At 45.7% G+C, this 12,310-nt stretch carries 6 protein-coding genes and 1 pseudogene; 3 read left to right on the forward strand and 4 right to left on the reverse strand.

Features of this window, described 5'->3' with window-relative positions; translation table 11 throughout:
• Positions 1-35: 35 nt before the first annotated feature.
• Together R3D00_10690 and R3D00_10695 are read left to right on the forward strand one after the other, a co-directional pair.
• Complete coding sequence (locus R3D00_10690) at positions 36-2,102, forward strand: M48 family metalloprotease (protein ID MEZ4773638.1); 2,067 nt, start codon at positions 36-38, stop codon at positions 2,100-2,102.
• 3 nt (positions 2,103-2,105) lie between these two features.
• Positions 2,106-3,731 carry an FAD-dependent oxidoreductase gene (locus tag R3D00_10695; protein MEZ4773639.1) on the forward strand — a complete coding sequence of 542 codons (1,626 nt, stop codon included), beginning with the start codon at positions 2,106-2,108 and terminating at the stop codon, positions 3,729-3,731.
• Between the two features lie 817 nt (positions 3,732-4,548).
• Here R3D00_10695 and R3D00_10700 read toward each other — a convergent pair.
• The 4 genes and pseudogenes from R3D00_10700 to R3D00_10715 all read right to left on the reverse strand — a co-directional run bounded on the left by R3D00_10700 (position 4,549) and on the right by R3D00_10715 (position 10,312).
• Entirely contained in the window at positions 4,549-5,955 is a 1,407-nt protein-coding gene (locus R3D00_10700; GenBank protein MEZ4773640.1) for an alpha-L-fucosidase, read from the reverse strand.
• 47 nt (positions 5,956-6,002) lie between these two features.
• The gene (locus R3D00_10705; GenBank protein ID MEZ4773641.1) at positions 6,003-7,952 is read right to left on the reverse strand and encodes a DUF3857 and transglutaminase domain-containing protein; all 1,950 of its coding nucleotides are present in this window, start codon (positions 7,950-7,952) and stop codon (positions 6,003-6,005) included.
• Positions 7,953-7,954: 2 nt separating this feature from the next.
• Positions 7,955-10,000, reverse strand: a complete 2,046-nt coding sequence (locus tag R3D00_10710) for a DUF3857 domain-containing protein (protein MEZ4773642.1) — start codon at positions 9,998-10,000, stop codon at positions 7,955-7,957.
• Positions 10,001-10,135: 135 nt separating this feature from the next.
• Positions 10,136-10,312: pseudogene (locus tag R3D00_10715) on the reverse strand (aminotransferase class V-fold PLP-dependent enzyme).
• 1,159 nt (positions 10,313-11,471) lie between these two features.
• Here R3D00_10715 and R3D00_10720 point away from each other — a divergent pair.
• Positions 11,472-11,948 (forward strand): transcription termination/antitermination NusG family protein, encoded by a 477-nt coding sequence (locus tag R3D00_10720; protein MEZ4773643.1) that lies wholly within the window; start codon positions 11,472-11,474, stop codon positions 11,946-11,948.
• The last annotated feature ends 362 nt before the right edge of the window (positions 11,949-12,310 follow it).

Consider the following 12,310-nt stretch of genomic DNA (forward strand, 5'->3'; position numbering starts at 1 on the left):
TGGCATAAGTGAATAAAGCTTGTTAAATATTCGAAATGAAAGATATTCAGGTTTCCCAAGAGTTTAGAACAGGTGTTGTGAAAGCGGTCCTGGCGATTTTAATGTTTTTTGTAGTATATATTCTGCTTGTCCTGCTATCAATAGCAATGACGGTTTTATGTGGTTATCTGGGCATTTGGCTAATCATCTCATTTCCCAGCATCATAGCCCTTCTCGGTGGGATTGGTTTAATAAGTTTAGGGATTCTAATATTGATTTTCCTGATAAAATTTTTATTCACAACCAGGGAAGTTGAACTTGATGACTGGGTAGAAATCAGTAAAGAAGAGCAACCTGGGTTGTTTGAACTTGTTGACGGTTTGGTGAAAGAATCAGGAACTGATTTCCCCGGCAAAATCTATGTATCAAGTCAGGTAGGTGCTTCAGTCTTTTATGATTCCAGTTTCTGGAGTATGTTTTTTCCGATAAAAAAGAACCTACATATTGGTCTGGGGTTGGTTAATTCTGTAACAATTGAAGAGTTAAGAGCGATTCTTGCTCACGAGTTTGGCCATTTTTCGCAAAAAAGCATGCGTTTGGGAAGTTTTGTGTACAATGTAAACCGGGTGATTTATAATCTGGTATTTGAAAACGAGTCATACAATAAACTGATCGAGCGTTGGGCCAATATAAGTGGATATTTTTCGATTTTTGTTTCTCTGGCTGTATATATAATTCGTGGGATTCAATGGTTACTAAAAAAGACCTACGAAGTGGTTAATCTCAGCTATTTGAATTTATCCAGAGAAATGGAGTTTCATGCAGATGCAGTTGCTGTCAGTGTGACGGGGGGAAGCCAGTTTAGATCCGGATTATTGCGTGTGCCTTTTGCAGAGCATGCGTATAATTCTGTCTTGCAGTTCTACGACCTAAAAGTTAAAGATGGAATTAAAAGTAAAAACCTGCTTGAAGAACAATTCTTTGTCATGGATTTCTTAGGAAAGGAAATTGGGCTGGATTTTGAAAATCATTTACCCCAAATTAACCTAGACAATCTGAATAAATACAACCAGTCAAAACTTGTCATCAAAGACCAATGGGCATCTCATCCAGCAATAGAAGATAGAATTGCAGCAATAGGGAAACTGGATTCTGGAGAAAAATTACTGATATCCCCGCCCGCCAACGAACTTTTTTCTCATCTTGGTAAGATTCAGGAACTTGTTACAACGCTGATCTTTTCTTCTGTAAACTACTCCCAAAAACCTTCTGATAATAGTTTGGAAGATTTTATCAGAGATTTTGTCGAAGTGCATGAAAAAAACTCATTTGATAAAATATACAATGGCTTTTATAGCGACAGGATACCGGTTTTATTTGATGTAGATAGTATTGACTATAGTCAGTCTGCATTTGCTTTTGAAGAGCTTTTTGCTGAAGATAAACTGAAAATGGTGTATTCTGCAAAAGAGATTGAGCAAAATATCAGGTTTTTCACGGCAGTTATGAACAAAGAAATCAAAATTAAAAGCTTTGATTATGACGGTGTTAAATATGGTGCGAAAGACAGCAGAATGCTCAAAAAGAAGCTGGAAAATGAGTTGACAGAGCTGAATAATTTGCTTGCCCAACACGATAAGGATATCTTCATCTTTTTCTGCCACCTTGCCCAAAGCCAAGGACTGGACTCCATTCTGAAAGATAAATATAAATGCTACTTTACCTATGATCAGGAACTTGACCAGAAGCTTGAGTTTATTTCTGAACTGATGAAATTGGCTTCATTCATGCATCAAGAGACGCAAGTTGAAGCAATTAAGACAAATATGATCGAGCTGAAGAGAATGGAAAATAGTAGGCTAAAGCCCGATATTGAGCAGATGCTTGGGAACGAATTGCTCCAACAGGAAATTACTCCAGAGATTAGGGAAACGCTCGAAAAATATATTTCCAAAGACTGGGTTTATTTCAGGAGTCCGGATTATTTTGAGGATTATATTGAAATGTTTTTCGACGCAGTAAGGTATTACCAGTTTCTGTTATTGCGGACTTACTTTTTGCTGAAAAAAGACTTACTTCATTATCAAAGGCAATTGCTTCCTTCCACCGACATAGCAGCTTAAAAAATGCGGATATCGAAATGGGTAACTCTCTGGATTTTAATCCTCTTCCTCTCCTGCACCTCAACCGATGGGCCGGTCGTTCAAACCGACATCTTCATCCTCAGCGGCAGCGAAGCGGGTTTTACTGCCGCCATTCAGGCGGCGCGGATGGGCAAGTCGGTCGTGCTTGTCGAACCTACCGGCCACCCCGGCGGTATGATGGTTGAAGGGATTGTAAAAGATATTCGCTTTGGTAGCTCGGTCGTTATTGGTGGCATCGCCAGAGAGGTATATACCGCACTCGAAGCGCATTATGGCCGCGAACCCCGGTTCGGGGATTTTGACTGGTATTCGCCTTACGAACCTTCCGTCGCCGAAGACATTATTGAGGATTTCCTCGCCCGCGAAAAAAATATCACCCTCATCCGAAATACCCGTATCCGGGAAAATAAGGGGGTGAAAAAAGACGGGGCCTCCATTCGCAGTGTCGTGCTCGAAAACGGAATGGAAGTTCGTGCCAAAGTATTCATCGATGCCTCGGTCGAAGGGCATCTCCTGCATTTTGCGGGGGTAACTACCGAAACCATCCGCGAAGGCAATGCCAAATACGACGAAACTAAAAACGGCATACAGATCAAAAATGATTACCGCCAGTTTTCGGTAAATGTCGATCCCTATATTGTTCCCGGTGATCCTGAGAGTGGGCTTATTCCGACCATTCAGCCGGGTAAAATCGGCGAAAATGGTGCGCCGGACAAATATATTCAGGGTTTTTGCTTTCGGCTGTGTCTTACCCGTGATTCTGCCAATGTGATTCCTGTCCTGAAACCACAAAACTACAACCCGCAGACGTACGAAATCTATCGCCGCTACCTCAAAGCTGGCGGTCAACTGTTTTCCCCCTCCGCAAACCGCGAAAATGGAAAAACAGACCTGGGAAGCTGGCACGATCTTTCCGCCAATCTCTACGGCGAAAACTGGCGATATCCTTCAGGAAATTATGCGACGCAGGATAGTATCGTCAGGTATCACCGCGATTTTACCCAGGGACTGATCTGGTTTCTGCAAAACGATCCCGCCGTGGATTCGCTTACGCGCGCCAACTGGGCCGGGTGGGGGTTATCCAAAGATGAGTTTACCGACAACGGCGGCTGGCCACGGCGACTGTATATCCGCAGCGCCCGGCGAATGGTTTCCGATTATGTAATCACCGAACACCATACCCGCAGGGAAAATCCTAAAGTCGCTGACGATGTTGTTGCCATTGCCTGGTGGCCGCCCGATACACATCATGCGCGGCGGATTGTCAAAGACGGGTTTGCCTACAATGAAGGATTTGTTTTCGGCGGAAATGACTGGCGACCCTTTCCTATATCGTGGCGTGCGCTGATTCCCCGCCGGTCGGAATGCACCAATCTCATCACGCCGACTTGCCCATCATCAAGTTATGTGGCCTACGGTGCGATAAGGATTTTGCCCACATTTATGATTTTGGGGCAAAGTGCAGGGAGTGCAGCCGCGATGGTAGCGGATGAAAATATTCCGGTTCAGGAATTGGATTACAGCCTGCTCAGAGAGCGGTTGCTGGATGACGGGCAGATTCTGGTTATTCCGCCAGACTGGCTACGATATGTGATGTCGGAGGGGTGAATTTCTTATTATTAGATCATTGTTTTTCGGAATTATAAAGTAATTGGGAGTTTCTGCTAGACTTTGCGCTTCCTCTACGTCCTCATATGTTTGCAACTTAATGAAACTGATCTTCGATCAACATTTTTATGGTTCACGCAAAGTCCGCAAAGGAATCGCAAAGTAACGCAAAGGAAGACAAGGTGCTCTCTGCGTTAATTCCTGTCTGCTCTTGCAGATGCGTTGTACTCTGCGTAATCTGCGTTCAAAGGCAGGGAGATGATCTTCGATCAACATTTTTATGGTTCACGCAAAGTCCGCAAAGGAATCGCAAAGTAACGCAAAGTAACGCAAAGGAAGACAAGGTGCTCTCTGCGTTCCTCCGCGTGGTACTCTGTGTTACTTTGCGTCCCCACACAGGGAAATGATCTTCGATCAATATTTTTATGGTTCACGCAAAGTCCGCAAAGGAATCGCAGAGTTTCGCAAAGGAAGACAAGGTGCTCTCTGCGTTCCTCCGCGTGGTACTCTGCGTTACTTTGCGTCCCCACACAGGGAAATGATCTTCGATCAATATTTTTATGGTTCACGCAAAGTCCGCAAAGGAATCGCAGAGTAACGCAAAGGGTGTTGTGACTTCTGCGTTACTCCGCGTGGTACTCTGCGTTACTTTGCGTCCCCACACAGGGAAATGATCTTCGATCAACATCGTGAGGGTTCACGCAAAGCTTAGCAGAAGTGCATTTTATGATCGCAATAGGTTTATAATTCTGGTTAAAAAACGTCTCTGATTGCATAGTGAGATACAATAAAAGACTCCGTCTCAATGGGGCATTTCCTAAACCTCCACCCCCTTAATCTTAATCGTCCATGCGTATTTTGTCAGACGGTTATTTACCTGTTGAAGGTCTGTGGGGATGGTAATGACTACTTCGTCTCCTTCCATTTTCCATGAAAGGGTTCCTTCATATCCAAGCATGGTGATTTCGCTACCGGCTTCGGGACGTACCTGCTTGAGACGCAGGGTATTGCCGGGCCAGGCTGTTGAAATCGCGTAAATGAAGGCGCCGTCTTTGCTCCGGGTGTAGAAGGTGTGATCTCCTTCATGAAATTTGTTGAGCCGGCTGGTGGCATAGATGGCTTCTTTATTTACATCCAGCCAGTCGCCCATTTCGGCGAGTCGCTCGACACTCGGTGCAGGAATCAATCCTTCGGAAGTTGGTCCGACATTCAGCAGGTAGTTTCCGCCTTTGGCGGTAATTTCGATGAGGTTGTGTATCAGCATTTCCGCTGATTTCCAGTTGTTGTCGCCTGATTTGAAGCCCCATGTATCATTCATGGTCATACACGATTCCCAGTCTGAAGCAGCGGTGCCTTCCAGAATCTCCTGCTCAGGTGTGCCAAAATCGCCGGCGTAGTTGAGATCGTTTTTGTTCATCCCCTGCATCCCTTGTCTGCCTTTGTCCACCCGGTTGTTGATGATCATGGCGGGATTCAGGCTGCGGAGGTAGTTGTAAGTTTCCAGTCCATCCTCGTGGGTCCAGTCTGTAATCCATTCTCCGTCAAACCACATGACCGGGGGGTTGTATTTGTTTACCAGTTCGGTGAGCTGGGGTTTGAGGTAGGTCTGTACATAGCGATCGAAGTTGGGGTTCGTCTGGTTCTTGTCGTTGTATTTGGGGTAGAATGGCGCCTGTGCATCGGGGTGGTGCCAGTCCATAATCGAATGGTAAAAACAAAGTTTGATTCCGGCCTCATCGCAGGCGGTTTTGAGTTCGCCGAGAATATCTCTTTTGAAAGGGGAGGCATCCATGATATCGTAGTTGGATACTTCCGAATCCCAGAGGCAGAATCCATCGTGGTGTTTGGATGTGATGACGATATATTTGATGCCAGCATCTTTAGCGATAGCAGCCCATTCTTTTGCGTCAAACTTTACGGGGTTAAACTGGGCCACAAACTGTTCGTATTCGGAAACGGGTATCTGGGCTTTTTCCATAATCCATTCACCGATACCCGGCACTTCTTCTCCTTTATAAACACCGGCAGGTACAGAATATGCCCCCCAGTGGATAAACATACCAAAAGTTGCATCGCGCCACCATTCCATCCGCTGGTCAAATGCTTCAGGAGTTTCGTGAGTAAAATCTTGTACCGGTGGTTCGGCGGCAGACTGTTGTGCAGGTTTGCAGGAAAAAAGCATCAGGGCGCAAATGCCGGTCAGAAGCAGGATGTGGTATTTCATAACGTGGTAGTATTAGCCAGACAATCACTGGCTAATTTAACCCATTCCTACGATTTTCCCGACAATACCACCTGTATTTTATCGGCTTTAATGATATTGCGTATGAAGTCCCGGTAGGGTTCATAGGATTCTGCTGGTTTGCGGGTTTTATGCATCAGCAGGCTTCGCGTGTAAATAAGTTTTCCCACTTCGGGTTGAAAGTCAATATTCGCCTCATAAACGCCAAAATCGCTCTCCACATGCAGAGGCATTTCCGGCATGCTTTCGATCACAAATCCTTCCGGCAACTGGTATTCAATCGTGTCGGTATCCCAGTATGGATATTTACTTACGACCGGCTGAGTGCGGCTTTCAACTTTTTCAGGAAGGTTGCTGTATCGTTCCAGCTGGTTGGGCGCGAGGAAAAATCGGGTTCCTGAAGCCGTTGCCCAGTTGACCGCATTGAGGTCATACGAATAGCGGTAAGTGGGTAATTCTGAAGCAATTGCGCCATCAAACTTAAATCCTGTCAGTTCAAAGCTTTTGGCGGAAATACTGTTTCTGATCCATTTTTCTTTTTCCCCTTCAGAAAGTGTAACAATGCCCTGCGCCAGATTATCCTGCTGATAACCGGTAGAAGTTACAACTACCTTTACCACTGCATTTCCTTTTTTGTCAAGGCTAACCGAAGCCTTTCTTTGTTGTTGGTTTGACTCAGGCGGGCTGGATGGCGTACGGGTGAGTTTTCCTCCTTCCGGCGTTACGACCAGTGCATATCGGTCTTCGGTAAACATCCCCAGATAGCCCGCCGGGTGATTGTTCATCGTACAGTCCATCCAGATCGTATCTTGTTCATTGGGTACACACAAGATGACATGGTTAAACTGGCTGCTGGAAAAATCAGGCAAAATATCTGAGGTAAAATCTCCCGCTTTGATGAGGACTGCGTGAGAATTAATTCCCACAGCGCTGAGCATACTTTTGGCATAATTGCTGAGTGCTTTGCAGTCGCCGTAGCCATTGTTATAGACATATTCTGCATCAAAGGTTTGCCAGCCGCCGATACCCAGTTGAATGCCCACGTAACGTGTATTCTCCTGAAGGTAGCGGTAAATGGCCTGTACTTTGGCTTCTTTTGTCGGAAGCTTTTCTGTAAGTGCGATGACTTTTTTCTCCAGTTCTTCGGGCAATTTATCTCTGCCTGCATTTAGCGTATGGAAAAACATGCCAAAATCGCTCCAGGACTGGTTTTTTCCTTTATATCCTTGTATCTCAAAAGAAGTTGGGGCAAGGTAAACCACCGGCACATATTCCCGCCAGGGAGGCCCCATCGGTTCGGTTTCAATCGCGGGCAGGCTATTTACCTGCCATAAGTAATGCGTGCTGCCTTTATCCTCGACGATATAGGGCTTTTCAGGCATATTTACCACTTTATAGCGGAAGTCCTGGCCTTCTGCGGTGATGATCTCCAGCCGGGCCTTTTCGACAGAGACATTCTCATCATCCTGTGGCATCCATGCCGGGAACCCAAACAGTCCGTTTTGCCCCAGGATATAGCGGATATGAACAGTATAGGGATATCGGTCGTGTTTCAGAGTGGCTACATATGCCCTGCTATCGTTGACAAAACTGCTGCCGTCGTCGGGCACAATATCTTCGATTTCATTGTTTTTTAGTTTTCTCACGAGATTTCCTGCTGCATCGTAGATTTCTCCGGAAATCTCTTTGGCGGTGAAAAATTTATCATGAGGAACAAAAATCGTAGTCAGATCGTCTGCATTGCGGTTGATGATGGTAATGGTGCGATCCACCGTAATCTCTGACTTCCTGTCGCTTTTCATCATGATAATCTCGTCAGACTGGCGAATGACTGCATTGGCGTCTTTCAACAGGGAGTCGGGAATCAGCGAAACCGCCAGTTGGGCAGGAAGCAACTGCGGAAGGCAAAAAAATAAAACGGTATAGGAAAATGCCCGGAAAAAAGATTTCCAGTTAGTGGCTGTTATTGTGTCAATCATCGTTATTCAATTTTTTTGAGCACAATCTGCTCGCTGTGTTTGGTTACGATATGGTCAAAAAACAGTTTGATATACTCGTATTCATCGGGTCTGAAAACGGTTTGTGCAATGACAATATCACTCACCAGTTGAATCTGGTTACTGCCGATTTCTTTGGCCTGATAAAAAAAAGTCGCGCCATTGTCAGGCAGTACAACCTTGGTCGCTTTGGGTAATTCTTCTATCTTAAATCCTTCCGGGATCAGAAGATTTAAAAAATATTTCTCATGAATCGGAATGGCAAAATCTACCGGATAGGTGCGTTCTGTTAATTTGAATGGATTTTCTTTTTGTGCTACAGAGAGGAGGGGTTGGACATAAATGAAATCTCCGGCGACATTGACAAAATCGGTTCCGGTGATATGACAGGATACTTCGAAGGGTTTTGCAGGATTATCCGCAGCGGTTGTTTTGACTTCAGAATATTCGACTTCACTCCATTCGTCGGTAATATGATTTTTGACAAACTCCTCTTCGTCTTTGTTTAGCTCACTCAGGCTAAAACGTGCATCTGCGGCGGCATACCCATTGGCGGTATGCGAAAGACTGCCATCGAGCGTTCCTTCTTCATCGAGTCGCATATTGACCATCCACGTGGTTTCCTGATTGTGGTTGGGATTGACATCTACCCATGCAGGCGAATTTTCGCTCAGGATAAACCCGGTTTCGTTGAGGTCAGTGGCCGGAAGCATACCCAGCGGCATAAAATCATCGATTGCATCGAGCAGGATGGGGCCTGATTCGACTCTCGCCACAACGATCACATGGTTAAACTGCGAGTAGATCGGGAAAATCTGCTGAATTTTGCCATGAGAGCGGGTGCTGAGAATCACGGGTTGTGCATTAATCCCTGCTTCTTTCAGCATATCGAGTAAGATCAGATTGATTTCTCCGCTGGAGCCTTCTTTTCTTTCAAATGCTGTATGCAAAGGATTTTGTGCTATGGTTTGAAATTCGCCATTCCACTTCATCGAACTGCGCACAAAATTGTAAATCAGTTCTGTTTGTTCTGCCTGTGTTTTTCCTTCCAAAGGCAGATCCTTTACAAGCCTGCGGATGCGGTTGTCGTTGAGCCGGAGTCCGAATGACTCGTCCTGCATATATTCTCTGGCCAGCTGCTCCCAGCTTCCGAGTATGGGTTTGGGCGGCTGCTGCGGGTAATGTATCGTTTGTAACTGAAACTGCAGGGAGGAGAGATAATCGGAAACGGTAGTTATATAAGGTTCCCTGACAAAACCAGGGACATTTTTCATGATATAATAGACATCTTCTCCCCGATATTGTACGGTCTGGGATTGTGAGTTTCCTGTTCTATAGTCTCTCAACCCCGAAGAACCACGGTCAAAATCAGTGAAAGTAACCGACCGGCTGAAGCTGGATGATTTGCGGTCGGTAAGAGCCAGGCTTCCTTTAAGCAGAGGCAGGAACTGGTACCATTCAGGGATACGGGTTCGGTATTCACTATGCACCACCGGATAATAATGTTGAAAATACCAGGGTTTGATTCTGGAAATATAGCCTGAGGTAATCTGGTAGGAGTATTCGAATACAGATCCTTCTTTTAATTGAGGGAGTGTAAATTTGATACTTCGCCAGCCATCTCCAATATCTGTATCTGTGATGTCCTTCTTCGAAATCTCATAAGATTTAACCTTATTCCCTTCCATATAGTAGGTGGCAGCTCTGACATTGCCGATTTTTTCAATGCTTTCTCTGTCCAGGTAGTTAATCTCCACTTCGGCAAGATCAAACGCCGATTCTTTGAATACCTTGGCTCTAAAATATTTTGTGGATTTAAGCTGAAAATCACCACCCCCTGGCTCGATATAGGCTTCACCATAATCCATAAGAATGACTGCTCCTGCATCCGGATCTGCTTCATAGCTGGTCATTTCAAGCTCTTGTTTTATCTCATTTAAGTCAATTTTGGCGGGTTGTGCAAAAGCTGGGTGGAATGGTATGGTAAAACCTGCAAGAGTAATGACCTGCCATATCAGATGATTTTTCATATGGGTTGGTGTTTTAGATCCTATGAAATATTTTTGGTAAGATATGAAAACACCAAAGTTTCCACAAAATAAAAATCCTGAATTTTGGTTAAACCCTGATTAATTATTCTTTATTATAACATACCTGTGATCATTTCACCCAAACACCCCCCGCACCCTTTCCAGCGCCTCTATTAACAGGTCTATGTCTGCGGTTGTATTATAAACCCCCAGCGAAACTCTCGCCGTCCCGGGCAGCCCCAGCAGTTGCATCAGGGGCTGGGTGCAGTGGTGTCCGGCGCGGATGGCTACGCCCGATTCGTTGAGGATCGTAGGGTAGTAGTGCTGAAAACGCCAGGGTATGATTGCGCCCAGGCTTTCGGAAATGAGCATATATGAATCTTCAAACACAGCACCTCATATATAAATAGCCGTTTAGTCGGGCTTCGAGGACGGGTATATGAGACCAGCCGCAACCCCCGGATTTGCATGGAAATACGAGCATTGGGATGTTTTGCAATTGTAGAAATAAATAATTTGGACATCAGAAAAATTTAACGTAACATTATAACGATAATTCCTGCTTCTGTATCAGAATAGCCTCAATGGGACTTTCTGTGGCGGAGCCTTATTTCACAATTCACATTATTGAGGATTTTTGTGTCTAAATTTTCTCGAAAAACAAAATTCCAACTCTTAATTTACAGCTATATCCAATCCCGGATAGGGCTGGCGGGTTGCAAACCGGGGAATGCCCATATGCACTGCTCGTTTCTTCGCTTTTTTTTACATTCTCATGAATCCGATTCTCGCCCATGAGTCTTCCAAGCCAGCCTTTGTGATGTATTTGCTGGGCAAGTACAGCATCTGGCCCCTGTTTCAGAAAGTCTGCCAGCAGTTTCTCGACCAGTCTGCGGGCAGTCCCTCTCTGCGTCTAAACTTCAGAACCGACCCCAGGCCCGGGCGGCCTGCCGGTAATCTGGCGGAACGCCCCGCGCCTGCTTTGGATGTAAAGCGGCTTGGGTCGGGAGGAAGCCGATCACAGCCTCCGGCAGATTGCCCGGGAGGAAGCCCCCAGCGACCACGGGCTGAGCCCCCGCGAGCTGGATGTGCTCACAGGCCTCCGCGACGGCCTCACCTACGAGGGCATTGCCGACCGCAATTGCGTGGCGGGGGGCACCATCAAGCAGCAGGTAAACAACATTTACCGCAAGCTGGGCGTGAAGAACAGGACCAAAGCCATCAGGAAGACATTTGGTTCAGGGGGGTGGGATATTTCATGAGAAGGGATGGTTGCGGAAGCGACAAATCTCCTTAATCTTTCCATCATTGTGAAAAAGCAGGATATGCGAGCAAAGAAAAATGACTGGTTCGCCCTGTAGCAAAACCCATGCTTTTGTCACTAGCGCATTCCCCATACAATCAAGATGCCTTTTGGGCAGAATAATCATTCGAATTCACCTTGCTATTTACGATGATGAGTTGCTATGTTTTGTATTCAAGAGCTAAGGCCGAAATTGTTGCAGCAGAGAACCTCAGAGCGCTGGGAATCGCTGCTTACGTGCCTACCAGGCGGGAGCCAAGCAAAACCGGAAAAAACTGGCTGAAAATCCCTTTGTTTCCCAGCTATGTGTTTATTGAAGCTGGCCCTGAGCGATTGCGGGATATTGAAAAAGTGACCCAGATCTCCCGCTTTGTCCAAATTGGCAAGGAGTATGCCCGGCTTACTCCTAAAGACCTTGTAAAAATCAAGGCCGCTGATTACTCAGAAGAACCTGTGACAGTAGAACAGTCACAACTGATCATTGGCAAGCAGGTAGAGATTCAAAACGGGGCATTCATCGGTTTGACAGGAGTCGTCGTTGACCCAAGCCGGAACAACAAGGTCTATCTGCTGATTGAAGGGCTTCGCTGCTATGTTTCTGTGGAATCTGCCGAACTGCGCTACCGGATCTTGTCGCAGGAGTAAGCGACCTGAAATGGGACCAGGCATAGACCTTCCGGGGCTATTGTGGGCGGAGCCATGTGCAAAAATATGTGCTGGTTTGATTCAGTAATATCACAAATGAACCAGAAATAAAGTTTTTTTTTCTTTGGATAAGCAAACTATTTGCCCTGTTCAATTTTTCTGCTTAATATCGCTCATGGTTTCCCGGATTCATTTCAGAATCGAAAGAAATAGGCCCCAAAGGCTGTTGAGGGCGGAGCCATAAAAACTCAGAAAACAACTTTGCACATTTTACCTCTAGCTAACAACGCTGCTTGATGATCCATCTTCGAGCATTGCGCCACATTACAGCGAACTAGTATTTCTTTGCCCGCCTGCCCCGC

Source organism: Bacteroidia bacterium (assembly GCA_041391665.1).
In the GTDB taxonomy this organism is placed as follows: Bacteria; Bacteroidota; Bacteroidia; order J057; family J057; genus JAGQVA01.

Bases quoted from the DNA above. Each gene is read 5' to 3' on its own strand.
- R3D00_10700 (MEZ4773640.1), bottom strand. From the start codon at position 5,955: ATGAAATACCACATCCTGCTTCTGACCGGCATTTGCGCCCTGATGCTT.
- R3D00_10690 (MEZ4773638.1), top strand. From the start codon at position 36: ATGAAAGATATTCAGGTTTCCCAAGAGTTTAGAACAGGTGTTGTGAAA.
- R3D00_10695 (MEZ4773639.1), top strand. From the start codon at position 2,106: ATGCGGATATCGAAATGGGTAACTCTCTGGATTTTAATCCTCTTCCTC.
- R3D00_10710 (MEZ4773642.1), bottom strand. From the start codon at position 10,000: ATGAAAAATCATCTGATATGGCAGGTCATTACTCTTGCAGGTTTTACC.
- R3D00_10705 (MEZ4773641.1), bottom strand. From the start codon at position 7,952: ATGATTGACACAATAACAGCCACTAACTGGAAATCTTTTTTCCGGGCA.